Below are 25329 nucleotides of genomic sequence, written 5' to 3' on the forward strand. Positions count from 1 at the left end.
CCATGACCGACCGCGTGACCAACAAATGGGCCTGCCTGGCCATCGCCTGCCTGGCCACTCTCCTGCTCTCCCTCGACCTCACGGTCCTGCACCTGGCGCTGCCCCGGCTGACCGCCGACCTCGGCGCGAGCTCCACCCAGCTCCTCTGGATCGGCGACGTGTACGGCTTCGCCCTGGCCGGTCTGCTGGTCACCATGGGCAACCTGGGCGACCGCGTCGGCCGCAAGCGGCTGCTGCTGATCGGCGCGGCGGCCTTCGGCGTGGCCTCCGCGGTCACCGCGTACGCGCCCAGCCCGGAGCTGCTGATCGCGGCCCGGGCGCTGCTCGGCGTGGCCGGCGCGACGATCATGCCGTCGACCCTGTCGATCGTCAGGAACGTCTTCACCGAGCCGGGTGAGCGCACCGCGGCCGTCGGGATCTGGAGCGCGATGAGCGCGGCGGGCTTCGCCGTGGGCCCGGTGGTGGGCGGCCTGCTGCTGGACCACTACTGGTGGGGGTCGGTGTTCCTGCTCAACGTGCCGGTCATGCTGCTCGTGCTGGCGGGCGGCCTCGTCCTGCTGCCCGAGTCGCGCAACCCGCGAGCGGGCCGGCTGGACCCGCTCAGCGCGGGCCTGTCGGTGGTGGGGGTGGTCGCGCTCGTCCACGCCGTCAAGGAGGCGGCGCACGACGGGCTCGCGCAGCCGGACGTGCCGGCCGCGGGCGCTGCCGGGGTGCTGCTGCTGGGCTGGTTCGCCCGGCGGCAGACGCGGCTGGCCGAGCCGCTGATCGACGTGCGGCTCTTCGCCCGGCGGGCGTTCAGCGCGTCGATCCTGACGAACCTGCTGGCGATCTTCGCGATGTCCGCGATGATGCTCATGTTCGCCTGGTACCTGCAGCTCGTGCTGGGCTGGTCGCCGCTGCAGGCGGGGCTGGCGCAGCTGCCGGGCGGGCTGAGCGGCGCGGTCGGCGGCGTGCTCGCGGCGCGGCTGATCCGGCCGCTCGGCCGGGGCGGCGTGGTGGCGCTGGGGCTGGCCATGAACGCGGTCTCGTTCCTCTACTACACCACGCTCGGCGCGGAGCTGAACTACCTGACGCTGCTGCCCGCCATGGTGGTCGGCGGCGTGGGCGTCGGCTTCGCCTTCACCGTCAACAACGACAACGTGCTGGCCACCGCCCCCAGGGAACGCGCCGGGGCGGCGGCCGCGGTGTCGGAGACCGCGTTCGAGCTGGGGGCGGCGCTCGGCATCGCGGTCCTCGGCACCGTGCTGACCAGCGTCTACCGCACGAACCTCGACCTGCCGGCCGCGCTGGGCGGGCCCGCCGGGGACACGGCGAGGGAGTCGCTGGCCGGAGCCGCCCGCACGGCCGCCGTGTTGCCGCCCGGGCAGGCGGAGGCGCTGATGGCGGCGGCGCGGGAGGCGTTCCTCACCGGCGTGCACGTGACGTCGCTGGTCACCAGCGGGGTGCTGGCCCTGGTCGCGGTGCTGGCGCTGGTGGGGCTGCGCGGCGTGCCGAAGGAGATCCCGGAGGAGGCCCTGACCCGCGCCTGAGCGCCCGGCTCCCCGGCCTCAGGGGATGGGGTTGGTGGGGCAGGGGCGGAGCAGCGTGGGGCGCAGGCCGTCCAGGCGGGTGCCGATCATGCGGGCCACGCCCTCGATCGTCTCGATGCCGGCCCCCTCCCCCGGCTGCCGGTCGGTCTGCACCGACAGCAGCAGGTCCCGTCCGGGCCCGGAGACCCGGCCGTAGCTGGTGACGGCCCAGGTGTTGTGGATGAACGGGCGCGGCGTCCAGCCGTTCTTCAACGCCACCCGGTCGCCGCTCCGCGCCGCGGCGCTGACGCCCCACGCCTGGTCGCGCTGCACCCGTCCCATCAGCCCGAGCACCAGCCCGCGGTCCTCGGCGCTCAGCCCCCTGCCGCCCTTGACGAGCAGCTTCAGCAGCCGGAGCCGGTCGGACGGGCTGGTGGTGGTGCCGCCCCAGTAGACGCTCGGTCCGGGCGCGGTGCGGCTCAGGCCGGCCCGCCGGTAGAACTCGCTCATGGCGCCGCCCCCGCCGACGCGTGACCACAGGGCGTCGGCGGCGCTGTTGTCGCTCTCGGTGATCATGCGTTCGGCGAGGTCGCGCTCGCCCTCGTCCAGCCCGCCCGGGCGGGCGGCCAGCAGCGCCGTGAGGATGTCCACCTTGGCGCCGCTGGCCGTGATGAGGTCGTTCTGCTGCTCGCCGCGTCCCAGCCGGACGCCGCTGACCAGGTCGTGGGCCGCGTAGACGACCCGGCCGGGGCGGCCGGCGAGGTAGTGGGCGAGGTCGCGGTCGAGCCGGGCGCGGGCGAGACGCCCGGCCTGAACGTCTGGATATTTCATGACACAGCGGGCGACCTTGACCGGAGCCTCCACCGCCGCCGGCACCACGTGGGCCGGCTCGCGCCCGCACCCGCCCGTCAGCACCGCCAGGCCCGCCCAGGCCACGACACTCGCCCGCATCCCGCAACCCCCGTGCTCTCCAACGGGGGTCGCAGGGCATCATGCCCGCAGCTCAGGAGTCGAATCCCAGCCCCATCCTGTCGAGCGCGCGCAGCCAAAGGTTGCGCCTGCCCTGATGCTGGTCGGCCTGGGCGATCGACCAGCGGGTGACCTGGATGACGCCCGAGCGCACCGGCTCCGGCGGGAACGGGACCGGCTTCTCCTTCACCATCCGCAGCTCGGTGCGCTCGGTCGGCTCGCCGGACAGCAGGTCGAGCATGACGTTCGCGCCGAAGCGGGTGGCGCCGACGCCCATGCCCGTGTAGCCGACGCCGTAGGCCAGCCGCCCGCCGTGCGCCTGCCCGTAGAAGGCGCTGAAGCGGCTGCAGGTGTCGATCACGCCGCCCCACCGGTGGGTGAAGCGCACCTCGTCGAGCTGCGGGAAGGTGTCGTAGAAGTGCTGGGCGAGCGTCTCGAACGTCTCGTCGCGCTGGTCGTACTCGGGCCTGACCAGGCCGCCGTTGTAGTAGACGGCGTCGTAGCCGCCCCACAGGACGCGGTTGTCGTCGGTCAGGCGGTAGTAGTGGAAGCGGTTGCCGGAGTCGCCGACGCCCTGCCGGTTGTGCCAGCCCACCGCGGCGAGCTGATCGGCGCTCAGCGGCTCGGTCATCAGCGCGTAGTCGTAGACGGGCACCACGAAGTGCTTGAGCCGGCGCAGCAGCGGCGGGAAGACGCCGGTGCCGAGCGCGACCTTGGGCGCGGTGACGCCGCCGAGCGGGGTCCGCAGCTCGATGCGGACGCCGTCGTCGCGCAGCGAGCGCACCGGCGAGCGCTCGTACACCCGCACGCCGAGCCGCAGGCACGCCTCCCGCAGCCCCCACGCCAGCCGCGCCGGGTCCAGCATGGCGCAGCCGCTGCGCTCCCAGAGGCCGCCGAGGTAGGTGGGCGAGTTCACCTCCGCCCGCACCTGCCGCTGGTCCAGCGGCACGTAGTCGAGCCCCAGCTCGGTGATCAGGTCCAGGTGCTCGCTCAGGCCGTCGAGCTGCCAGGGCTCGGTGGCGACGTGCAGCTCGCCGGTGCGCTCGAAGGAGCAGTCGATGCCGTGCCGCTCCAGCGTGGCCTCGATCTCGTCGAGGTTGGCCACGCCCATGCGCTCCAGGCGCCCGACGTCCTCCGGCCACCGCTCCAGCGCGTTGGCCAGGCCGTGGGTGAGGGTCGCCATGCAGAAGCCGCCGTTGCGGCCGGTGGCCGCCCAGCCGATGCGGCGGCCCTCCAGCAGCACGACGTCCAGCGACGGGTCGCGTTCCTTGGCCATCAGGGCGGTCCACAGCCCTGAGAATCCGCCGCCGACGACGGCGAGGTCGGCGGCGGTGTGGTCGGTGAGCCGCTCCTGCGGCTCGGGTCTGGCCGGGTTGTCCAGCCAGTACGGCTTGCGCTCCGCGTCAGCAAGCGCCTTCAGCGGATCCACAAATCCCACTTCCCTACGAAGGTCAGGTGTTTCAGGTGCGGCGCCGCGCCGCGACCGCGTTCCCGATCGCGATCAGCACCCCGATGCCGAAGATCAGCGTACCCATGACGTTCACCTGCGGCGGGATTCCCGTCTTGACCGCGCCGACGATCCACAGGGGGAAGGTCACCGTCGAGCCGTTGACGAAGCTGGTGACCACGTAGTCGTCGATCGACAGCGCGAACGACAACATCGCCCCCGCCAGCACGCCCGGCAGGATCGACGGCAGCGTGACCTGCCGGAACGTCCCCCACGCCGACGCCCCGAGGTCCCTGGCCGCCTCCTCCAGCGACGGGTCGAGCCCGACCACCCGCGCCCGCACGGTGACGACCACGAACGACAGCGAGAACAGCACGTGCGCGATGATGATCGTGACCGAGTCGCGCGGCACGTTGCCCGAGACGAACAACGACAGCAGCGAGGCGCCCATCACCAGCTCGGGCGTGGAGATCGCGGCGAAGACCAGGAAGTTCGTCACGCCCTTGCCGCGGAAGCGGTGCCGGCCGAGCGCGAGGCCCAGCATGGTGCCGATCACCACCGTGACGGCCGTGCTCACCACGGCGATGACCAGCGAGTTCGTCAGCGCCGTGGTCAGGTCGTCGATGTCGAACAGCTCGCCGTACCAGCGGAGGGTGAAGCCCTGCCAGGTGGTGTTCGACTTGCTCTTCTTGTCGTTGAAGCCGAACAGGATCATCACGGCGATCGGCGAGGACAGCCAGACGATGACCAGCCACGTCCAGAGGTGCAGCAGCCGGTCGCCGACGCGGCCGCCCCTCATCGGGCCGCCGCCTCGAGGACGTTCTCGGTGCCGAGCGCGCGGGCGTAGACGAAGATGCCCACGAGCAGCACCGCCATCAGCGTGAACGACAGCGCCGAGGCCGTCGGGTAGTTGAGGTTGGTCAGGTACTCGGTCTGGATGATGTTGCCGATCATGGTGTTCGCGGTGCCGCCGAGGATGGCCGCGTTGATCGGGTCCGCCGTGGCGGGCACGAACGTCATCAGCACCCCGGCGAACACGCCGGGCAGCGACAGCGGCAGCACCACCCGCCGGAAGGCCGCCGTCCGGGTCGCGTACAGGTCCTGGGCGGCCTCGACCACGCGCGGGTCCACCCGCTCCAGCGCGACGTAGATCGGCAGGATCATGAACGGCAGGAAGTTGTACGTCAGGCCGCCCACCACGGCGACCGTGGTGGCCAGCACGTGGAAGTCGGCCGGCAGCACCCCCCAGCTCTTCAGCGTGCCGAACAGGATGCCGTTGTCCGCCAGCAGGAAGTTCCACGAGATCGTCCGCAGCACGAACGACACGAAGAACGGCAGCAGGAGCAGGAACAGGTAGACCGACTTGCGCCGGCCGCCCCTGAAGGCGATCCAGTACGCCACCGGGTACCCGATGACCAGCATCGCCGCCGTCGCCAGGCCGCCGTACACCAGCGAGCGCACGAGCTGGGTGCTGTAGCGGCCGAGCGCGTCGGTGTAGTTGGACACGGCGAACGTCATCGCGTAGCCGTCGATGGCGTTGCCGGTCTGCAGCGACACCGACGCCATGGCCGCCATGGGCACGACCAGGAAGATCGCCAGCCACATCCAGCCCGGCAGCGCCAGCAGGTAGGGGGTGAGCCGCCGCATCGCTACGCCTGCGTGACCGACTGGAAGATCGGGTTGAAGATCTGCTGCTGCTTGTTGTCGAGCGGCGTGTAGCCGCGCAGCCGGGCGTAGTCGGCCTCGGTCGGGAACATCAGCGGGCTGTCGACCATCTCCTCCAGCGCCTTCTTGTCCTCGCCCTTGGCGCTCTTCGCCTTCTCCCGCAGCAGGTCCTGCACGGCCGGGACGGGGGTGACGTACTGGATGAACTCATCCAGCTCGGCGGCCACGGCCGGCTGGTAGAGGTAGTCCATCAGCATGAGCGCGTCCACCGGGTTGGCGGCGCCCTTCGGGATGAGCATGTTGTCGGTCCAGATCGTGCCGCCCTCCTCGGGCACCACGAACTTGACCGGCTCGCCGGCGAGCTGGCGCTGGAACACGTCGCCCGACCAGGCCATGGTCAGCCACACGTCGCCCTTGGCGACCGCGTCGATGTAGCTCTGGTCGTAGTACTTGCGCACCAGGCCGTTGTCGCGCTGCTCCTTCAGCTTCTCCCCGGCCTTCTTCCAGTCGGCCTCGGTCGACTTCTCCGGGTCGATGCCGAGGGCGAACATGCCGAAGCTGCCGATCTCCTGCGCGTCGGCCATCATCCCGATCCGGCCCTTGTACTTGGGGTCGAACAGGGCCTGGATGCTGGTGATGTCCTCCTTGACGTACTTGGTGTTGTACGCGATGCCGGTCACGCCCGAGGTGTAGGGCACGGTGTACTTGTTGCCCGGGTCGTAGGCCCGCTCCTTGTACTTCTGGCCGGCGTTCGCCGCGAAGTTCGGCAGCTTGGAGTGGTCGAGCGGCACGCAGTAGCCCAGCTCGATCATGTGCTGGAGCTGGATGCCGTTGGTCATGACGACGATGTCGTAGCCGAGCGACTGGCCGGCGCGGAGCACGGGGTCGACCTTCCCGAAGAACTCCGCGTTCTCCTGGATGACCTCCTTGTACTCGTAGGAGATGCCGGTGTCCTTCGCGAACCGCTCCAGCGGGGCCTTGTCCTCGGGCATGTACTCGGGCCAGTTGGCGAAGACGACCTTGCCGTGCTTGGTCTGCTTGGACCAGAAGTCCTGGACCTGGTCGGCCTTCGGCGGCGCGGCCTTCTGGCCCTGCACGCCGCACGCGGCGAGCGCGAGCCCGGCGGCCGACAGACCGGCCAGGCGGAGGGCGTCACGGCGCGGGAGACCCCGGGGGGAGAGGGGGAGACGGGGGTTCATGGCGTGCTATCAACTTCCAATCACGTACGAGTGCTGCGCCTGCCAGGACAGCCACACGGAGTCGCCCCGCTCCGCCGTGGCCGTCGCGTCGTGCGCGTTCTGCTGAAACACCGTCATCTCGGCCCCGTCAGCGAGACGCACGGTGTAGCTGTTGTAGGTGCCCAGGTACACCACCTCGGACACGGTGCCGGAGACCGAGCTGACGCCCGCGCCGGGCTCGTCCGTGCCTATGGTGATCTTCTCCGGGCGGACGGTGACCGTCACGTCGCCGTCCTGGCCGGGCACCAGCACCCGGCCGTCCCCGATCTTGAGCTCGCCGGCCCTGGCGGCCCCGGTGAGCAGGTTGGAGGTGCCGATGAAGCCGGCCACGAACGCGGTGGCCGGACGCTCGTAGATCTCGCGCGGCCGGTCGAGCTGCTCGACCAGGCCGTCGTTCATGACCGCGATGCGGTCGCTCATGGTCAGCGCCTCGTTCTGGTCGTGCGTGACGTACACGAACGTGATGCCGACCTCGCGCTGGATGCGCTTCAGCTCGATCTGCATGGCCTGGCGCAGCTTGAGGTCGAGCGCGCCGAGCGGCTCGTCCAGCAGCAGCGCCCTGGGCCGGTTGACCAGCGCCCTGGCGAGGGCCACGCGCTGCTGCTGGCCGCCGGACATCTCGCGCGGCCGGCGCTTCTCCCGGCCGGCCAGGTCGACGATCTCCAGCATCTCGCCGACCCGCCGCCTGATCTCCTCCTGCGGCGTCCTGCGCTGCTTCAGCCCGAAGGCCACGTTGTCCCAGACGCTCATGTGCGGGAAGAGCGCGTAGGACTGGAAGACCATGTTGACGTCGCGCTTGTTCGGCGGGACGTTCGTGACGTCCTGGCCGTGCAGCTTCACCAGGCCCTTCGACGGGGCCTCGAAGCCGGCGATCATCCGCATGGTGGTGGTCTTGCCGCAGCCGGACGGGCCGAGGAGGGAGAAGAACTCCCCCTCCTCGATGTCCAGGGAGACGCCCTTGACGGCGCGGACCACCTCGCCGTGCGCGAGGTACTCCTTGACGACGTCCTCAAGCTCGATGGCGCTGGTCATCCGCGCTATTCACCGATGTAGTGCATGACGTGCTTGACCCTCGTGTAGTCGTGCAGGCCGAAGACCGACAGGTCCTTGCCGTAGCCGGAGTGCTTGAAGCCGCCGTGCGGCATCTCGGAGACGAACGGGATGTGCGTGTTGACCCAGACGACGCCGAAGTCGAGCCGGTTCGACATGCGCATCGCCCGGCCGTGGTCGGAGGTCCAGACCGAGCCGCTGAGGCCGTACCTGACGTCGTTGGCCTTGGCGAGGGCGTCGGCCTCGTCGGTGAAGGTCTGGACGGTGATGACCGGGCCGAAGACCTCGTTCTGCACCATCTCGTCGTCCTGCCTGAGGCCGTCCACGACGGTCGGGGCGAAGAACCAGCCCTTGTCGCCGACGCGGTGGCCGCCGGTGAGGACCTTGGCGTGCGCCGGGACCCGGTCGATGAAGCCCTGGACGCGGGCGAGCTGGTTCTCGTTGTTGAGCGGGCCGTAGAGCGCGTCCTCGTTGCCGAGGTCGCCGGTGACGGTGGCCGCGGCGGCCTCGGTCAGCGCGGCCACGAACTCGTCGTGCACGCTCTCCTGAACCAGCACCCGGCAGGCCGCGGTGCAGTCCTGGCCGGCGTTGTACAGGCCCGCGGTGGCGATGTCGGCGGCGGCCTTGGCGAGGTCCTTGACGTCCTCGAAGACCACGACCGGGGCCTTGCCGCCGAGCTCCAGGTGCACCCGCTTGAGGTCGTCGGCGGCGCTCTTGGCGACCGACATGCCCGCGCCGACCGAGCCGGTGATCGCGACCATGGACGCGGCCGGGTGGCTCACGACGAGGGCGCCGGTCTCGCGGTCGCCGGTGACGACGTTGAAGACGCCGGGCGGCAGCACCTCGCCGAGGATCTCGGCCAGCTTGAGCGTGGAGACCGGGGTCGTGTCGGACGGCTTCAGCACCACGGTGTTGCCCGCCGCGAGCGCCGGGGCGATCTTCCAGACCGCCATCATCATCGGGTAGTTCCACGGCGTGACCTGGCCGACCACGCCGATCGGCTCGTGCCGGATGACGCTGGTGTGCTCGGCGAGGAACTCGCCCGCCGTCGGGCCCTCCAGCGTGCGGGCCGCGCCCGCGAAGAAGCGGAAGTGGTCGGCGGCGATCGGGGTCTCGTCCTCGGCCATGCGGGCTCGGGGCTTGCCGGTGTTGCGGCACTCGGCCTCGTTGATTTCGCCGGCGCGGGCGTCGATGGCGTCGGCCACCTTCAGCAGGAGGTTCGCCCGCTCCCCGGGCGTGGTCCTGCCCCACGACTCGAACGCGGCGGCCGCGGCCGCGTAGGCGGCGTCGACGTCCTCGGGACCCGAGACGGGAGCCTGGACGTACGCCTCACCCGTGCACGGATCGATGATGTCGGAGAATCGGCCGCTCTTGGCGTCCACGAACTCCCCGTTGACGAAGTTCTGCAGACGGGTGGTCATGCGCCCTCCTCGTGAGGTGGCTGAGATGCCGCGACTCTTACAGAGTGGAAGCATTGGGACAAGGGATTTCGTGGCGAAGATATCAAATTGCTACGAATTCGCTTGACAGACCGCCAGGAACTGACAACATGTCGCACCAGGACGGCAACCAAGCGGGAACGCCCCCGTAATGCCGGACCGCTAGGAGGATTCCTCTCGATGACGTCGCCGCCCCGCGTCCGCCGCAGCAGCCCGGCCCAGGGTCCCGTCGTGCTCGACGACCTGTCCAAGCAGATCATCGAGCAGCTCCAGGGCGACGGGCGGATGCCGTACGCGGCGATCGGCAAGGCGGTCGGCCTGTCGGAGGCCGCGGTGCGGCAGCGGGTGCAGCGGTTGCAGGAGTCGGGCGTCATGCAGATCGTCGCGGTGACCGACCCGCTCACGCTGGGCTTCCCCCGGCAGGCGATGATCGGCGTCAACTGCGAGGGCGACCTCGAGTCCGTCGCCGACGAGCTGGCCGCGATCGAGGAGATCGACTACGTCGTGCTCACCGCGGGCTCGTTCGACGTCATCGTCGAGGTCGTGTGCGAGGGCGACGGTCACCTGCTGGAGATCCTCAGCAAGATCCGCGCCATCCCCGCGGTGCGGGCCACGGAGTCGTTCGTGTACCTGAAGCTGCGCAAACAGACCTACTCCTGGGGCACTCGCTAGCCGATCCTGGCCACCGCGCGGACCGGCGCGCCGTCCGCGCCCGCCAGCCGGACGGGGAACAGCGACACCTCGATCGGCCGGCCGCGCTCCTGCGCGTCGAGCAGGCGGCCGAGGCCGGTCAGGTTCTCCGCGATGACGGCGTGCGCACCGCACAGCGCCCGGTGCGCCGGGAAGTCGCCGGCCGGGGTGGGATCGACGCTGAGCGCGTCGATGCCGACCGTCCTGACCCCCCGCTCCACCAGCAGCTCCGCCGCCTCCGCCGCCAGGTACGGGTGTTCCAGGTAGGCGCCGGTGCCCCAGTGCGCCGACCAGCCGGTGGCGACCAGCACGATCGCGCCCGCGCTGACGTGCGCGAAGGCCGCCGCGCCGATCGCGGCGCGGGGCGCGAGCCCCCGGGCGTCCACCACCGTCGCCCGGCCGGTGAAGCGCTCCAGCGGCAGGTCGTCCAGCGTGGGCAGGTCGTCGCCGAAGTGGTAGGGCGCGTCCACGTGGGTGCCCGACTGGGAGCCCATGTGCACGGCCAGCACGTTGACGCCGTCGCGGGCCACGGTGAGCGCCGGGCCGATCGACACCTCCGGGTCGCCCGGGTAGACGGGCATCCCGGTCTCGACCGGCACCGACAGGTCGGCCAGCTCGCTCACGGGGCGACCGGCTCGGTGGCGCGGCCGTCCACGATGGGCGGCACCGGGGTGTCGGCGGCGCGCACCAGGCGCGGCCCCAGCGGGCCGTAGACCTCGCGCGGCTCGGGGAAGGCGGTCAGCAGCGCCAGGTAGAGCAGCGCGGCGGCGGCCAGGCCCAGCGGCAGCGAGACGTCCACGCCGCCGGCCAGCTCGCCGAGCGGGCCGACGAACTGCCCCGGCAGGTTGACGAACATCAGCGCGAGCCCCGCCGAGACCAGCCAGGCGGCCAGGCCCCGCCAGTTCCAGCCGTGGCTGAACCAGTAGCGGCCGCCGCGCTGGCGGCGGTTGAAGACCTGCAGCGCCTCCGGGTCGTACCAGCCGCGCCGGGTCACGTAGCCGAGCATCATGATCACCATCCACGGGGCGGTGCACGTGATGATGAGCGTGGCGAACGTCGAGATGCTCTGCGTCAGGTTCGCGGCGAAGCGGCCGGCGAAGATGAACACGATCGACAGCGTACCGATGAAGACCGTGGCCTGCACGCGGCTGAACCGGGGGAACACGCTGGAGAAGTCCAGGCCGGTGCCGTACAGGGAGGTGGTGCCGGTGGACATGCCGCCGATGAGGGCGATCAGGCAGACCGGCACGAAGTACCAGCCGGGCGAGACCGCGAGCAGGCCGCCGACGTAGTTGGGCGCCGCCGGGTCCATGAAGTCCGCGGCCTTGGCGGCGATGATCGAGGCCGTCGCCAGGCCGAAGAAGAACGGCAGGACGGTGGCGAGCTGCGACAGGAACGCGGCCGCCATCACCCGCCGGCGCGGCGTGTCGGCCGGGATGTAGCGCGACCAGTCGCCGAGGAAGGCGCCGAACGACACCGGGTTCGACAACACGATGAGCGCCGCGCCGATGAACGACGGCCAGAACAGCGGGTCGCCGGCCGCCAGCGTGCCCGGGTAGGACGGGTCGAAGTCCCCGGCGAAGGCGAACAGCCCGAGGACGAACAGCAGCGACGCCGCCGCCACCGCGATCTTGTTGACGAACAGCATGAAGCGGAAGCCGTACACGCACACGACCAGCACGAGGACCGCGAAGATCCCGTAGGCGACCGCGTACGACACGTCCGTGTCCGGCAGCCCCACCAGCCGGTGCGCGCCGCCGACCAGCGCGTCGCCCGACGACCACACCGAGATCGAGAAGAACGCGATCGCGGTCAGCAGCGACAGGAACGAGCCCACGACCCGCCCGTGCACGCCCAGGTGCGCCGAGGACGACACCGCGTTGTTGGTGCCGTTCAGCGGCCCGAACAACGACAGCGGCGCCAGGATCAGCGCCCCCACCACCAGCCCGAGCACGGTCGCGGCGAGCCCCTGCCAGAACGACAGGCCGAACAGGATGGGGAAGGCCCCGAGGACGCAGGTGGCGAACGTGTTCGCGCCGCCGAAGGCCACCCGGAACAGGTCGAGCGGGCGGGCCGTGCGGTCGGCGTCGGGGATGCGCTCGACCCCGTAGGTCTCGATCTCGGTGATGGTGTCGCTCATGTCCGCGCGTCCTTCTTCGGGTTCAGGGCCAGCAGGCTGACGAGGTCGTAGGCCACGTGGGAGGCGGCGATCGAGGTGATCTCCGCGTGGTCGTAGGCCGGGGCCACCTCGACGACGTCGGCCCCGACCAGGTCGCAGCCGGCCAGCCCGCGCAGGATCTCCAGCAGCTCCCGGCTGGTCAGCCCGCCGGCCTCTGGGGTGCCGGTGCCGGGGGCGTGGGCGGGGTCGAGCACGTCGATGTCGACCGAGACGTACAAGGGGCGGTCGCCGACGCGCTGCCGCAGCACGTCGACGACCTCGTCCAGGCCGCGCCGCAGCACGTCGGCGGCGGTCAGGATGCCGAAGCCGAGGCGGCGGTCGTCCTCCAGGTCCTTCTTGCCGTACAGGGGGCCGCGGATGCCGACGTGCCCGAGCGCCTCGGTGTCCACCAGCCCCTCCTCCACCGCCCGCCGGAACGGGGTGCCGTGGGTGTACTCCGCGCCGAAGTAGGTGTCCCAGGTGTCGAGGTGCGCGTCGAAGTGCAGCAACGCGACCGGTCCGTGCTTCTTCGCGGCGGCCCGCAGCAGCGGCAGCGCGATCGTGTGGTCGCCGCCGATGGTCACCAGCCGGGCGTCGATCGAGCTCGCCCCCTCCTCGATCGCCTCGATGGCCGCGCCGATGTCGAACGGGTTGGCCGCGATGTCGCCGGCGTCGGCCACCTGCGCCGACTCGAACGGCGAGACGTCGAGCCCCGGATGGTAGGGCCGCAGCAGCCGGGACGCCTCCCGGACCGCGGCGGGCCCGAACCGGGCGCCCGGCCGGTAGGACACGCCGGTGTCGAACGGCACGCCCACGACGGCGACGTCGGCCCGCTCCACCTGGTCGAGGCGGGGCAGGCGGGCGAAGGTGGCGGGCCCGGCGAAACGCGGGACCCGGGAGGAGTCGACGGGACCGATAGTCATGTCGGCCAGTGTTCGTCATGCTTCTGACCTGCGGCAATTGTAGCGTCCACGAAGTAATACGGTGTGTGTTGTGCCGGACCACAACAGCCCCGGCCTCGACCGCCGGCGCGACCACAAGCTGACGGTCGAGGACCTTCTCCGCTCCCCCGCCCTCCAGCTCCGCCTCCTCGCCGGCGAGGCGGGCCTGTCCCGCTCGGTCTCCTGGGCGCACGTCAGCGAGCTGGACGACCCCACGCCCTGGCTGCTCGGGGCCGAGCTCATCATGACGACCGGGCTCGGCGTGCCCCGCTCGGCCGCCCGGCAGCGCGCCTACCTGCGCCGCCTCGACGACGCCGGCGTCTCGGCGCTCGCGCTGTCCGCCCAGCTCCATGTCCCGCCGCTGCACCCGGCGTTCTTCGAGGCGGCCGAGGAGCGCGGCATCCCGGTGCTGGAGGTGCCGCTGGCGGTGCCGTTCATCGCGATCTCGCAGGAGGTGGCGGCGGCGCTCCAGGAGGACGCCAGCCACCGGCTCGGCGCCCAGCTCCAGGTCTTCGGCGCGCTGCGCTGGCTCGCCGCCGAGGACCTCGACACCGCCACCCTCTTCAAACGCCTCGAACGGCTGTCCGGCTACGACGTCTACCTGTGCACGCCGCAGGGCCGGCCGCTGCTCGCCGGGGTGCCGGTGCCGCCCAGCCTCGACGTGCTGCCCGCCGAGCCCGACGCCCCGCCCACCATCACGGGCGGCTTCGCCCTGCCGGTCTCGGCGCCGGGCGGGCCGGCCGGGTTCCTGGTCGCCTTCGAACGCGAGGGCGCCCGTCCCGCCGGGCTCGCCGTCGTCCAGCACATCGCCACGGTGGCGGCGCTCCAGGTCGCGATGGCCCGCCACGAACGCGAGACGCTGCGCCGCGAGGGCGCCGAGACGCTGGCCGAGCTGCTGCAGGACGTCCTCGACCCGGCGGCCGCCCGCCGCCGCCTGGCCCGCCTCGGCCTCGGCTCCGACCTGATCCTGCTGGTGGTGCGGCACGCCGGCGACGACGCGCTGCGCCGCGCCCTGGACGACCTCCCGCACCTGCTGCTGCGCCGCGCCGACGACCACTACGTGCTCGGGCCGCCCGCGCTGGGCCCGGCCGTCGCCACGGTCCCGGCCGCCCGCGCCGGGGCCAGCCGCCCGTTCCCGGCCGGCGCCTCGCTGCGCCTGCCGCAACGCGAGGCCGTCTGGGCCGCCTCGCACGCCGCCGAATCAGGCAAGCCGCTGGTCCACTACGGCGAGGACACCACCGGCCGCTGGCTCCCCGACGACCCCGCCACCCTGCGCGCCCTGGTCGAGCACGTCCTCGGCGAGGTGCTGGCCTACGACGCCGCCCACGACTCCCACCTGCTCGCGACCGCGCGCGTCTGGATGGAGCACAACCGCCACACCGACGACGCCGCCGCGGCCCTCCACATCCACCCGAACACGCTGTCCTACCGCCTGCGCCGCTTCGCGACCCTGACCGGCCGCGACCTGTCGTCAAGCGGCGCTTTCGCCGAGGTCTGGCTCGCCCTCCGCGCCGCCCGCCAACTCGGCCTCTGGCCCGTCTAGCAGCAGGCGCGCATCCTTGACGAGCTGGTCGAGCAGGGCCCGATCCAAGGCGAACAGTTCTTCTGCGGTCTCGACCCTCCAGAGCTTCTGCTTCCAGAGATCCAGGCTGCACGGGCTGAAGCTGAGCTGGACATGGGCGCGCATCGCGTAGGACACCGGCAGCCCCCTGCGCTCCAGATCATCGAGGACGTCTTCCGCCTCCACACGCATCCACTCGAGACAGCGGCGCTTGTAGTCGTACTTCCGCCCGGCCAGCCGCTCGTCGGCCCGTTCTCCGGCGGACTCGTCCCAGTAGAACGGCTCACTCAAAGAGGGCTCCTGCCGTGTCGACGGTGATCGCCCGGAGCACCCAGGTGTCGAGGCTCTCACGGTCTCGGCAGACCGCCGGGTCGGCCTCCGAGAGGTCGGGCGAGGCCAGGCGGCCCTCGCCCGACTTCGGGATCGGGAGGTCGAACAGGGCAAGCAGCATATGTCGGGTGTAATCCACATCGAAGGTCGCGACCTTGGTCAGACCCTCGTGTTGCGACGTGACCATGCCGCAGACATTACTACTTGTGTTCGATTCATTACCTACAGTTTGCGGAATTGGATGGTGGCGATCTCCCAGGGCTTCAGGGGGAGCCGCACCGTTCCGTCCTGGACCGGGACAGGGTCGCCGGGGCGGCCGCGGAGGTCGGCGTGGCGGGCCTCAGCCAGGTCGCCGGTGATGACGGCTTCCGTCGGGTCGGGGGTGAGGGCGACGACGCGAAGCTCGTGCCAGTCGTCGCGCATGCGCAGGGAGGTCATCGTCACGCCGTCGCCCGTCACCGACAGCCCGGCGGCCGGGGCCGGGAGGGGGCGGGTGGGCTCGGCGGTGCCGGCGACGGTGAGCAGGTCGTGGCGGAAGACCTCGGCGGCGGGCGGGACGTCCTGCCAGGACGCGCACGGCATCAGGGCCAGCCGCACCGTCCGGAGGCCGCGTGACTGGGCGGCCGGGGTGGGCAGCTGAGGGCCGGCGGGTTCGGGGCGCAGGGCGTTGCGGTTGCGGGAGAGGTAGCCGACCGAGCGGAGCAGGGTGAGCGCGAGGTCGCCGTCGCCGGTCAGCTCGTACTCGGTGACGTGTTCGAGGAGGGCGGCGACGCGGCCCGCGGCCACCCAGCCGGAGGCGGGGAAGGTGGGCAGTGGGGTCTCGCCGCAGCCCGCCTCCGCGGTCAGGCCGCGGGTGACGACCGCGAACTGCCCCTCCGCGTGCGACTGCGTGGCGGGCTCGGGCAGCGGCACGTGCAGGCGGACGCGGTGGTCGGCGCAGCGGTTGTCGAACTCGACGTGCAGCCGCACGAAGGGCTCCCCGGCGCGCAGCTCGACGCGCGTGGCGACCACGACCTCCTCGGTGCGCGACGCCCGCCGCGGCGCGGGCACCTCGGGGGTGTCGGGGACGCCGTCGCCGGCGGCCGGCCAGCGGTAGGCACGGCGCACGTCCACCGCCGCCACCAGCGGCCCGGAGTGGACCAGCTCGCTCTCCATCTGGACGGGGTCCGTGACGAGCAGGTCCTCGGCCGGCGGCGCGTAGTTGTAGGTGTCGCCGACGTCGCCGCCGTCCACGATGCGGCCCGCGCCGGTCACGGTCGTGCCGTCCGCGCCGAACAGCGTCAGCGTGCCGTCGGCGGCGATCGTCACGCGCAGCAGGCCGTTGTCGAGGGTCTGGCCGTCGCAGCGCACCGGCAGGGGCGCGGACCCGGAGGCGAGCCAGCAGGCCGGGTCGTGGGAGCCGGCGGGCACCGCGCCCTCGGTGCGGGACGCGGTGAACACCTGGTCGGCGGGGCGCGGGCGCAGGCTGGTGTGGCCGAGCGGCGGGGCCTGCACCAGGGCGGCGACGGTGCGCCGGGGCTCGGCGAGGATGCGGACGCGGGTCACGCCGTCGAGGGCGTCGCGCAGGTCGGCGACGTCGAAGGCGAGCGCGCTCTCCCTGGCCACGGTGAAGGTGAGGACGCCGTCCTCGGCCGACCAGCCGGTGATGTGCTGGCCGTACAGCTCGGTGCCGTGAATGAAGGTGAGCGCCGTGGCGGGGTCCATCTCCTCGTCGAGCAGCAGCGTGGGCGCGTACTCCAGCGGCTGGAGGGGCACGGTGGCGCCGGCGGCGTCCACGAGCGGGTCGCTGCCGGCCACGTCCAGCAGGACGACGCCGGCGCGGGCGGCGGGCGTCGGGTTGACGACGAGGACGCCGTCCGACGGCACGCCGGCGGCCAGCCGGGCGGTCACCATGTCGCGGACGGCCTGCCCGAGGTGCTCGGCCTCGGCGATGCGGGCGGCCACCTGCTGGGCGGTCTCGTCGACGCCGCAGCCGGTCACCGAGTCGTGGCCGCTGGCGTCCACGAGCCGCCACCAGGCCATGTCGAGGAAGCGGCCGGGCCACTCGCCGCCCCAGAGCGCGGCCAGCGGCTCGGCGTAGCGTTCGACCATGCGCTCGGCGCGGCCCATGGCCTGCTTGACGTGGGCGCGGACGGAGATGACGCCGGGCAGGATGTTGGCGCGGGCGTGGGAGCGCAGCTCGCCGGTGACGCGCGGCAGCCCGTCCACGTCGCCGTCATATGCGCCGTTATTTGCAGTGATATAGCCGGACAAGGTGTCCATGCGGGCGCCGATCGCCGCCACCATCTCGGGCAGCCCGCGCACCGGCGCCGAGTGGTCGGTGCCGTACATCGCCAGCAGCGGCCCTTCGGGCCCGTGCCAGCGCCGCATCGTGGCGACGAACGCCGCCGCCCGCTCGGCCAGCCCGGCGGGGTCGTGGAACAGGTGGGCGCCGTTGCCGTAGCCGCCCGCCGGGAGGTACTGGGTGCGGATCGCGGTGCCGTCGGGCGCGACCCAGGCGAAGGCGTCGGTGACGACCGCGGACGGCACGCCCCGGTACACGCACGCGTGCAGCAGCCCGGCCTTGCGCAGGATCTGCGGCATCTGGGCGGTGTGCCCGAACATGTCCGGCAGGTAGCCGACCGGCATCGCGCCGCCCAGCTTGTCGGCCCGGTCCATGCCGAGCTCGAGGTTGCGCACGATGTTCTCGCCCGAGCACAGGAACTCGTCCAGCAGGATCTGCCACGGCCCGATCGCCAGCCGCCCGGCCTCGACCAGCGCGGCGATCCTGTCGCGGTTCTCCGGCCGCACCTCCAGGTAGTCGTCGACGCAGGCGAGCTGGCCGTCCAGGGTGAAGTGGTAGCCGGGCTCGCGCTCCATCGTGTCGAGCACCTCGTCCAGCAGCGCCACCAGGCGCAGCCGGAACCGCTGGAACGGCTCGTACCACTCGCGGTCCCAGTGCGTGTGCGGGACGACGACGATCTCCGTGGTCACGCGGCCTCTCCTCCGATCGGCAGCTCGTGCTGCGCGGCGTAGCGCGCGGCGATGCGCTGCGCGGTGACGATGTCCTCGAGCGCGCCGGCCGCGTCGGTGAGCGGCGGCTTGCCGTCGTTGACGAAGGCGTGGAACGCGGCGAGCTGCGTCTCGAACGCCTCGGTGACGTCGCGGTACTCGGTGCGGCTCTCCGCGCCCGACACCACCGTGAGCACGGTCGGGGCGTTCATGAGGTACGGCGAGGGGAACACCAGCTCCAGCGTGCCGGTGTCGTGGTGGATCGCCACGGTCTCCCGGTAGGCCGGGTAGTCCTCCAGGTAGTGCCAGCGGATGGAGTAGCGCCCCCGCTCGGGCAGCGGGCCGGAGATCTCCACCGAGCCGGGCGCGGGGTCCCACGTCTCGACGTGCGAGACCTCGGCCGGCGAGCCGGTGAAGCGGCGCAGCAGCGACAGGTCGTGGCAGATCGAGCCGAGCGCGATGCCGTACAGGCTGTGCACGGCCGCGGAGCCGCCCACCGCCCGGGTCACCAGCTCGCGCTCGGCGGCGCGCAGCGAGGCCAGCAGCCCGGGGTCCACGTCGCGGGCCTGGGTGAGGTTGGCGAAGGCGAGCTGGGACTCCCCGCTCGGGTGCAGCACGGTCACCTCGACCGCGCGGATCACGCCTGGGCCGCCCAGCTCGGCCAGCAGCTCCTCGGCCCGGCGCACGGCGGGGTCGTACTGCTTCATGTAGCCGACCATCAGCCGGCCCTCGGGCAGCTCGGCCACCTCGGCACGGGTGAGCGCGAGCGGCTTCTCGCACAGCACGGCGTACCCGGCGGCGAGCGCGCGGCGCACGGTCTCGCCGTGGGAGCCGGAGGCGAGCACGAGCACGGCCTCGAAGCCGCCGGCGTCGAGCATGTCCTCCAGCGCGGTGTAGCGGCCGGGGGCGCCGAGCCGGTCGCCGACGGCGTCGGCCAGCGTCCGCGACAGGTCGCAGACGGCGGCCACCTCGAACAGGTCGCGGCGCCTGGACAGCAGCGGCACGTACACCGCCTGCGTGACGGCGCCGCATCCGATGAGCGCGATTCTCACAGTCCCAGTTCCTTCAGCTTGCGGCGGTTGGCGGCCTGGTCGGCGATGTTCTGCTCGACGGTGCGCCGGCCCGGCAGGGTGTCCTGCTCGATCACGAGCCAGCCCGAGTAGCCGATCTCGCCCAGCACGCGCACGACGCCGGGCAGGTCCAGCTCGCCCTCGCCGAGCGGGGCGAACCCGCCGCGGCCCATCAGCTCGCGCAGGTCGGCGCCGTCGGCCAGGGCCGCGGCCTGGATCTTGGTGTCGCCGTCCTTGATGTGCACGTGGTCGACGCGGGCGGCCCAGTCGCGCAGCGCGGTGACCGGGTCGCCGCCGGCCAGCAGCAGGTGGCCGGTGTCCAGGCAGAGCTTGACGTCGGTCAGCTCCAGCAGGCGCTCGACGTCCTCGGGGGTCTCGACGTAGGTGCCGAGGTGGTGGTGGAAGGCCGGTTCGAGGCCGCGCTCGCGGCAGCGGTCGGCGGCCTCCTGGACGCGCGCGGCGTACGCCGGCCACTCCCCCGCGGCCAGCCCTGGAACGATCCCGCCGGGCCGCGCGAAACGCTCGGGCGAGCCGGAGCAGGCCAGCGTGGGCCGGGGCGCGAACCCCTCGGGCGCGGACGGCGCGGCCGTGAACACCTCCAGCGCGGCCTCCAGCGCGGGCAGGCCCCGCGCGTACGCCTCGGCGTCGCCGTAGCGCAGGTCGACCCAGCCGCCGGCGAGCAGCAGCCCGTGCCCGGACAGCCGGTCGGCCAGGGCGGAGCCGGTGCCGAGATAGCCGATCGGGCCCGAGTCGATGCCCTCGTAGCCGGCCTCGGCCAGCGCGCGGACCATGGCGTCGGGGCCGAGCGGCGGCGGGGCGTCGCTCAGCTCGAACACCCCGAAGCTGACCGGAGCGTTGGCGACCTTCACTGGCACAGCGCCATCACCTCATTCTCGTACGTCTCGAGCCGGAACGGTCCGTCACCGGCGGGCACCAGCACGCGCTCGCCCCTGATCACCTGGCGCTCGCCGCCGGGCCGGACCAGGACCAGCCCGTCGGCGTCGAGCGCCAGCAGTTCGTCGCCCAGGCGCAGCAGCAGCGGCGCGTCCGGCCCCGCCGAGATCGCCACGCGCCCGGCGCGCACCCCGTCGAGCACGGTCGCGGGGTCCTCGGCCAGCACCCACGTGGTGGGCTCGCCGGGCAGGCCGTCGGAGCCGTGGCGGTGGAAGTCGCTGCCGCCGATCGCGATCACGTCGTCGCGCCACGCCTCGGCCCACGCGATCGGGGCGCCCCAGCGGCGGTCCCACCAGCCGGAGTGCCACACCTCGGCGTGGCGGGGACGGCGCTCGAGCGGCAGCAGCCAGGCGCAGTCGCCGCCGAGCGGGTGGTTGACCGACATGAGGCCGCCGGCCCGCTCGGCGTGCTCCAGCCAGGACCCGGCGGGCTCGCGGAAGTCGACCCAGCCGACGTCGCCGAAGACGTTGGCGTGGCCGCGGTCGGTGGTGACCTCCTGGCCGGGGATGAGCGTGATGCCGCGCCCGGCCTTGGCCAGCCAGGGGTGGTGGCTGACGGTGTTGTGGTCGGTGACGGCGAGGAAGTCGAGGCCGCGGCCCTTGGCCAGCTCGGCCAGCTCGGCGATGGTCAGCGCGCCGTCGCTGTGCAGGGTGTGGGCGTGGAAGTCGCCGGCGTACCAGTGGAGGCCGTCCACGGCGGGCAGGTCGCGGCGGGGCGGGCGCTCGCCGTGCGGCGGCTCCGCCACCGGCGGCTCCGCCGGGACCGTGGCGGAGGTCTCGATCTCCAGGGTGAAGTCGAGGCCCTGCGGCGGGATGCGGTGCAGCCGCAGCCACACGTGCCAGGTGCCGGGCTCGGGCTCGCCGGGCAGGTAGCCGGGGGTGGCCCAGGACGGGGTGATCGTGTACGTGTCGCGGGCCCCGCCGGACCAGCCGCGGAAGCCGCCGGGCGCGCCGCAGCCGAGGTCGAGCACGCCCTGCGCGCGGTCGTAGGACAGGCGGACGGTGACGGCGGCGGTGCCCGGCGGGACCTCGAAGGGCACCTCGCGCAGGATCCGCTCCAGCCGGTCGTCCAGGCTCCAGCGGCCCCTCACGACACCAGCTCCCCGTCCCGGTAGACCAGCGCCCGGTCGCGGCGCGGCACGGCGTAGCCGTCGTCGCCGACGGCCGGCTCGGCGCCCTCGGGGACGACGGCCTGCACCGTGACGTCGTTCACGTCGAGCGTCACCAGGTGGGAGGCACCCAGGTTCTCCACGATGGCCACCTTCCCGCCGAGCGCGCCCTCCGCGGGCCCGGCCGAGTAGGCCATGTACTCGGGACGCACGCCGTACACGATCTTCTCTCCGTCGTTCAGCCGTCCCTCCGCCGAGCCGGGGACGGCCACCTTGCAGCCTGCCACCTCCAGCGTGTCACCTCGTACGCTCCCGTCGAGCAGGTTCATCGGGGTGGAGCCGATGAACGCGGCCACGAACGTGTTCGCGGGCCGCCGGAACACCTCGGCCGGCGTGCCGATCTGCCGGATGTGCCCCGCTTCCATCACGGCCATCCGGTCGGCCATCGCCAGGGCCTCGGCCTGGTCGTGGGTGACGAAGACGGTGGTGACGCCCAGCTCGCGCTGCAGCTTCTTCAGGAACGTGCGCGCCTCCAGCCGCAGCCGGGCGTCCAGGTTGGACAGCGGCTCGTCGAACAGGAACGCCTGCGCCTGGGTCGCCATGACGCGGGCCAGCGCGACGCGCTGCTGCTGCCCGCCGGACAGCTGCCCCGGCCGCCGGTCCATCAGGTGCTCCAGCCCGAGCCGCGCCCCGACCTCGGCGGCCTTGTCGCGGCGGGCACCCTTGGCGACCTTCTTGATCCGCAGCGGGTAGGCGATGTTGTCGGTGACGTCCATGTGCGGGAACAGCGCGTAGTCCTGGAAGACCATGGCCACGTCGCGGCCGCCCGGCTGGGTGCCGGTGACGTCGCGCTCGCCGATGTGCACGGACCCGCCGGTGGCGGCCTCCAGCCCGGCGATCGTGCGCAGCAGGGTGGTCTTTCCGCAGCCGGAGGGCCCGAGCAGGGCGAAGAACTCGCCGTCCGGGATGACCAGGTCGAGCGCGTCGAGGGCTTTCACTCCGCCGGGGTAGACCTTGGTCAGCCCGCGTAGTTCGATGGCGGCCATTTAACGCTTGATCCCTCCGTGGAAGCGGAAGCCGTATTTCTTGCTGACGAACAGGTACATGAGCACCACGGGGACCGAATAGAGCAGCCCGAACGTGGACAACATGCGCAGGTTGGCCTGCCCGCCCTCGGTGTACAGCGTGTACGTGATCACCGCCGCCGGCTGCTTCTCCACGTCGCTGAGCAGCAGGTACGGCATGAGGAAGTTCCCCCACACGTTGGCGATCGCCCACACGGCGATGGTCGCCAGCCCCGGCCGCACCAGGGGCACCACCACGTGCCGCACGATCTGCAGCGGCGAGGCTCCGAACACCCGCGCGGACTCCTCGTACGACTTGGGCGTGGAGTCCATGAAGTCCTTGAGCATGAAGATCGCCGCCGGCAGCAGCCCGCCGGTCAGGATGAGGATCAGCCCGAGCTGCGAGTCGATGAGGTTGAGCTCCACGGCGAGCTGGAACAGCGGCACCATGGCCGCCGTGCCGGTGATGATCGACGACAGCAGGAGCAGCGCGTACAGCAGCGCGTCGCGGCCCGGCAGCCGCACCCGGCTCAGCGCGTACGCCGCCAGCGCCGCCATCACCACGACCAGCAGCGCCGTGCCCACCGACAGCACCAGCGAGTTCCACAGCGACGGCAGCGCGTACGGATGCTCCACCACCGCCTGGAAGTTCTCCCAGGTGAAGTCGGGCCAGCGCACCTCGTAGGTCGGGTCGGAGGTGAACGGCGCGGTCACCAGCCACAGCAGCGGGATCGTGAAGAACGCCAGCAGCACCGCGATCAGCGTGTAGAAGCCGATCCGGCCGAGCACGAAGCGGGGCGTCATTTCTTGCTCCTCAGCAGCCGCAGGTAGAACACCGCCACGACCAGATTGATGAGCAGGATGATCGTGGAGACGGCGGCCCCGTAGCCCAGCTCGCCGCTCTGCAGCGCGACCTTGTACACGTGCACGGCCAGCACCTCGGAGCGGCCGTCCGGGCCGCCCGCGGTGAGCAGGAACGGGCTGAAGTCGTTGAACGTCCACAGGCTGATGAGCAGCAGGTTCGTCAGGATGTGGCCGCGGATGTGCGGGAAGACCACGTCACGGAGCTGCTGCCAGCCCGAGGCCCCGGCCAGCCGGGCGCTCTCCAGGTGCGAGGGGGGCACGTTGCCGAGGGCGGCGCCGTACAGCATCATCGAGAACGCGGTGCCGCGCCAGGTGTTGAAGATGATGATCGACAACATCGGGTGGTCGAGCAGCCACGGGAAGCCCGGGATGCCGAGCAGCGCGTTCAGCGTGCCGCCGTCGCGGTCGAGCAGCGCCACCCACAGGAACGACACCACGGCGCTCGGCAGGATCCAGGCCAGGATGACCAGGCCCTCGACCAGCCGCTTGAGCGGCCCGCGCCGGTCGCGCAGCAGCCAGGCGATGGTGAAGCCGAGCACGACCTGGCCGATGACGGCCGAGCCGAGCACGAACTGCACGGTCAGCCACGTGGAGTTCCAGAACGTGGGGTTGGCGATCGCGTCGAGGAAGTTGTCCAGCCCCACGAACCGCGGCTCGGCGGCCGCGGCCCCGGTCAGGCGGTAGTTGGTCAGCCCCAGGTAGAGCACCCAGAGCGCGGGGAAGACGAGGAAGGCCGCGATGAGCAGGAGGGCGGGGGCCACGAAGACCCCCGCGCGCAGCCTGCCGAGGCCCGCCGCGTCGGAGCTGTAGCGGTCGCGGCCCGGCGCCTTGTCGTCGAGTACCTCAGGAGGCGATATTGCCTGCGCCACCGACGATTCCTTCGAGCTTCTTCTGGTAGTCGGCCGCCGCCTGGTCGGGGGCGGTGCCGCCGACGACCGCGGCGGTGGCCTCCTGCAGCGCCACCGACACCTGCGGGTAGACCGCGACCGGCGGCCGGTAGGCCGTCAGCGGCAGCACCTTCTCCGAGATGAAGGTCAGCAGCGGCTGCCCGGCCAGGATCTCCTTGTTGACGTCGGTGCGCGGGGTGATGCGCACGTTGCCGTCCTTGGTCTCCTCCTTCAGCGCCTCCGGGGAGAGCGTGAAGGCCAGCAGCTCGAAGGCCTCCTTCGGGTGCTTGCTGTTGGGGTTGACCGTGCGGAGCGCGCCGCCGGACATGCTGACGAAGTCCTGGCCGCGGATGCCCTTGCCGGGCTCGATGGCGGGGATCAGCGCGTAGCCGACGTTCTGGTCGCGGTCGTCCATGGGGGCGACGCCGTCCTTGGGGTTGACGACCCCGCGCCAGAAGTAGTCGCCCTCCATGAGGATGCCGATCTTGCCCTCGGCGAACTGCTGGAACGACTTGTCGCGGCCCTTGGCCTCCTGCTGGAGCTTGGGGTCGCCGAGGCCGCCGCCGTAGATCTTCTGGTAGAGGCCGAGCGCGTCCTTCAGCGCCTGCGAGGCGCCGGTCCACTTGCCGTCCTGCTGCACCTGGCCGCCCGCGCCGGCGAGCAGCGGCAGCACGCCCTGCATCGAGGTGGCCTCGCCCATGGCGGTGCCCGCGTTGATCTGGATCGGCACGGGCACGCCGGACGACTTGAGCTTGGTGCCCGCGTCGATGATCTCCTGCCAGCTCTTCGGCTGCCAGTCGGCGGGCAGGCCCGCCTTGCCGAACAACGTCTTGTTGAAGTAGAGCACGCGGCCGTCGGTGCCGATCGGCAGGGCGTACTTCTTGCCCTCGTAGGTGGCCAGGCCCTGGACGGACTCGGGGATCTGCGACCAGCCGTCCCAGCTCTCCGCCTCGGGGCCCACCACGTCGGCCAGCGGCTTGATGTAGCCGGCCTGGGCGAACTCGCCGGCCCAGATCCCGTCGATGTCGATCACGTCCGCGCCCTTGCCTGACTTGAGGTCGAGCGAGAGCTTGGTCTTGTACTGCTCGTCATCGACGCCGCTGGGGACGAACTTGACCTTGACGTCCTTCCCCTTCGCCTTCTGGGCGGCCTCGAACTTGGGGATCACCCAGTTCGCCACGAAACCGGCCGCGGCGGCGTTCTTGCCGCCGGCGATCGCGTTCTGGGTGATCGTCAACTCTATGGTGTCACCGTTTCCGCCGCCGGACGACTGGCCGCAGGCGGCGAGCCCGAGGCCGGTCGCGGCGAGGACCACGGCGATCTTCCGCATTGCCATGCAAACCCTCCGACACGTCCCTAGAGGAGGTGAGCCATTAGCCAATATGTCATGACATG

The 25329-nt window shown here is 72.0% G+C and carries 23 protein-coding genes; 3 read left to right on the forward strand and 20 right to left on the reverse strand.

Going from position 1 to position 25329, the window contains the following annotated elements:
• Window positions 1-2: 2 nt before the first annotated feature.
• Window positions 3-1529, forward strand: coding sequence for an MFS transporter (locus tag MF672_RS47885; RefSeq protein ID WP_242374469.1), 1527 nt, complete (start codon window positions 3-5; stop codon window positions 1527-1529).
• An 18-nt stretch (window positions 1530-1547) separates the two neighbouring features.
• Here MF672_RS47885 and MF672_RS47890 read toward each other — a convergent pair whose 3' ends face one another.
• The 7 genes from MF672_RS47890 to MF672_RS47920 are packed head-to-tail and all read right to left on the reverse strand — an operon-like array spanning window position 1548 to window position 9298.
• Window positions 1548-2459, reverse strand: a complete 912-nt coding sequence (locus tag MF672_RS47890) for a serine hydrolase (RefSeq protein ID WP_242374470.1) — start codon at window positions 2457-2459, stop codon at window positions 1548-1550.
• A 52-nt stretch (window positions 2460-2511) separates the two neighbouring features.
• Complete coding sequence (locus tag MF672_RS47895) at window positions 2512-3906, reverse strand: NAD(P)/FAD-dependent oxidoreductase (protein WP_242374471.1); 1395 nt, start codon at window positions 3904-3906, stop codon at window positions 2512-2514.
• Between the two features lie 31 nt (window positions 3907-3937).
• Complete coding sequence (locus tag MF672_RS47900; RefSeq protein ID WP_242374472.1) at window positions 3938-4723, reverse strand: ABC transporter permease; 786 nt, start codon at window positions 4721-4723, stop codon at window positions 3938-3940.
• A complete protein-coding gene (locus MF672_RS47905) occupies window positions 4720-5571 on the reverse strand; it encodes an ABC transporter permease (protein WP_242374473.1) in 852 nt (283 codons plus the stop codon). Before MF672_RS47905 ends, MF672_RS47900 begins: the two co-directional genes overlap by 4 nt.
• A gap of 2 nt (window positions 5572-5573) precedes the next feature.
• Window positions 5574-6788, reverse strand: coding sequence for an ABC transporter substrate-binding protein (locus MF672_RS47910; RefSeq protein WP_242374474.1), 1215 nt, complete (start codon window positions 6786-6788; stop codon window positions 5574-5576).
• Window positions 6789-6797: 9 nt separating this feature from the next.
• Window positions 6798-7859, reverse strand: a complete 1062-nt coding sequence (locus MF672_RS47915) for an ABC transporter ATP-binding protein (RefSeq protein WP_242374475.1) — start codon at window positions 7857-7859, stop codon at window positions 6798-6800.
• Between the two features lie 5 nt (window positions 7860-7864).
• The gene (locus tag MF672_RS47920; RefSeq protein WP_242374476.1) at window positions 7865-9298 is read right to left on the reverse strand and encodes a gamma-aminobutyraldehyde dehydrogenase; all 1434 of its coding nucleotides are present in this window, start codon (window positions 9296-9298) and stop codon (window positions 7865-7867) included.
• Window positions 9299-9496: 198 nt separating this feature from the next.
• On the opposite strand from MF672_RS47920, the gene MF672_RS47925 reads away from it, so the two are divergent.
• Complete coding sequence (locus MF672_RS47925; protein ID WP_242374477.1) at window positions 9497-9988, forward strand: Lrp/AsnC family transcriptional regulator; 492 nt, start codon at window positions 9497-9499, stop codon at window positions 9986-9988.
• Here MF672_RS47925 and MF672_RS47930 read toward each other — a convergent pair.
• Genes MF672_RS47930 through speB form a run of 3 tightly spaced genes read right to left on the reverse strand, consistent with a single transcriptional unit; the run spans window position 9985 to window position 13087 of the window.
• Window positions 9985-10629 (reverse strand): cyclase family protein, encoded by a 645-nt coding sequence (locus MF672_RS47930; RefSeq protein ID WP_242374478.1) that lies wholly within the window; start codon window positions 10627-10629, stop codon window positions 9985-9987. The genes MF672_RS47925 and MF672_RS47930 overlap by 4 nt on opposite strands.
• A complete protein-coding gene (locus tag MF672_RS47935) occupies window positions 10626-12146 on the reverse strand; it encodes a purine-cytosine permease family protein (protein ID WP_242374479.1) in 1521 nt (506 codons plus the stop codon). Before MF672_RS47935 ends, MF672_RS47930 begins: the two co-directional genes overlap by 4 nt.
• Window positions 12143-13087: an agmatinase gene (gene speB, locus MF672_RS47940; RefSeq protein WP_242374480.1), complete on the reverse strand. Its 945-nt coding sequence runs from the start codon at window positions 13085-13087 to the stop codon at window positions 12143-12145. The genes MF672_RS47935 and speB overlap by 4 nt, the downstream gene beginning before the upstream one ends.
• Window positions 13088-13157: 70 nt before the next feature.
• Between speB and MF672_RS47945 the strand changes: the two genes are divergently transcribed.
• Window positions 13158-14648: a PucR family transcriptional regulator gene (locus MF672_RS47945; protein ID WP_242374481.1), complete on the forward strand. Its 1491-nt coding sequence runs from the start codon at window positions 13158-13160 to the stop codon at window positions 14646-14648.
• On the opposite strand, the gene MF672_RS47950 is transcribed toward MF672_RS47945, so the two are convergent.
• The 10 genes from MF672_RS47950 to MF672_RS47995 are packed head-to-tail and all read right to left on the reverse strand — an operon-like array spanning window position 14577 to window position 25270.
• Complete coding sequence (locus MF672_RS47950; protein ID WP_242374482.1) at window positions 14577-14957, reverse strand: hypothetical protein; 381 nt, start codon at window positions 14955-14957, stop codon at window positions 14577-14579. The two genes, MF672_RS47945 and MF672_RS47950, sit on opposite strands and share 72 nt — an antisense overlap.
• The gene (locus MF672_RS47955) at window positions 14950-15183 is read right to left on the reverse strand and encodes a hypothetical protein (RefSeq protein ID WP_242374483.1); all 234 of its coding nucleotides are present in this window, start codon (window positions 15181-15183) and stop codon (window positions 14950-14952) included. Before MF672_RS47955 ends, MF672_RS47950 begins: the two co-directional genes overlap by 8 nt.
• Before the next feature lie 35 nt (window positions 15184-15218).
• Complete coding sequence (locus MF672_RS47960) at window positions 15219-17969, reverse strand: glycoside hydrolase family 38 N-terminal domain-containing protein (protein WP_242374484.1); 2751 nt, start codon at window positions 17967-17969, stop codon at window positions 15219-15221.
• Window positions 17966-19039, reverse strand: a complete 1074-nt coding sequence (locus MF672_RS47965) for a Gfo/Idh/MocA family protein (protein ID WP_242374485.1) — start codon at window positions 19037-19039, stop codon at window positions 17966-17968. The genes MF672_RS47960 and MF672_RS47965 overlap by 4 nt, the downstream gene beginning before the upstream one ends.
• Window positions 19036-19932, reverse strand: a complete 897-nt coding sequence (locus tag MF672_RS47970; RefSeq protein WP_242374486.1) for a TIM barrel protein — start codon at window positions 19930-19932, stop codon at window positions 19036-19038. The genes MF672_RS47965 and MF672_RS47970 overlap by 4 nt, the downstream gene beginning before the upstream one ends.
• On the reverse strand, window positions 19923-21101 hold the full coding sequence (locus MF672_RS47975; protein ID WP_242374487.1) for a CehA/McbA family metallohydrolase: 1179 nt from the start codon (window positions 21099-21101) through the stop codon (window positions 19923-19925). The genes MF672_RS47970 and MF672_RS47975 overlap by 10 nt, the downstream gene beginning before the upstream one ends.
• On the reverse strand, window positions 21098-22165 hold the full coding sequence (locus MF672_RS47980; RefSeq protein ID WP_242374488.1) for an ABC transporter ATP-binding protein: 1068 nt from the start codon (window positions 22163-22165) through the stop codon (window positions 21098-21100). Before MF672_RS47980 ends, MF672_RS47975 begins: the two co-directional genes overlap by 4 nt.
• The gene (locus MF672_RS47985) at window positions 22166-22987 is read right to left on the reverse strand and encodes a carbohydrate ABC transporter permease (protein WP_242374489.1); all 822 of its coding nucleotides are present in this window, start codon (window positions 22985-22987) and stop codon (window positions 22166-22168) included.
• A complete protein-coding gene (locus MF672_RS47990) occupies window positions 22984-23916 on the reverse strand; it encodes a carbohydrate ABC transporter permease (protein WP_242374490.1) in 933 nt (310 codons plus the stop codon). The genes MF672_RS47985 and MF672_RS47990 overlap by 4 nt, the downstream gene beginning before the upstream one ends.
• Window positions 23891-25270 carry an extracellular solute-binding protein gene (locus tag MF672_RS47995; RefSeq protein ID WP_242374491.1) on the reverse strand — a complete coding sequence of 460 codons (1380 nt, stop codon included), beginning with the start codon at window positions 25268-25270 and terminating at the stop codon, window positions 23891-23893. Before MF672_RS47995 ends, MF672_RS47990 begins: the two co-directional genes overlap by 26 nt.
• Window positions 25271-25329 lie beyond the last annotated feature (59 nt).

This window comes from Actinomadura luzonensis (assembly GCF_022664455.2).
GTDB classification, from domain to species: Bacteria; Actinomycetota; Actinomycetes; order Streptosporangiales; family Streptosporangiaceae; genus Nonomuraea; species Nonomuraea luzonensis.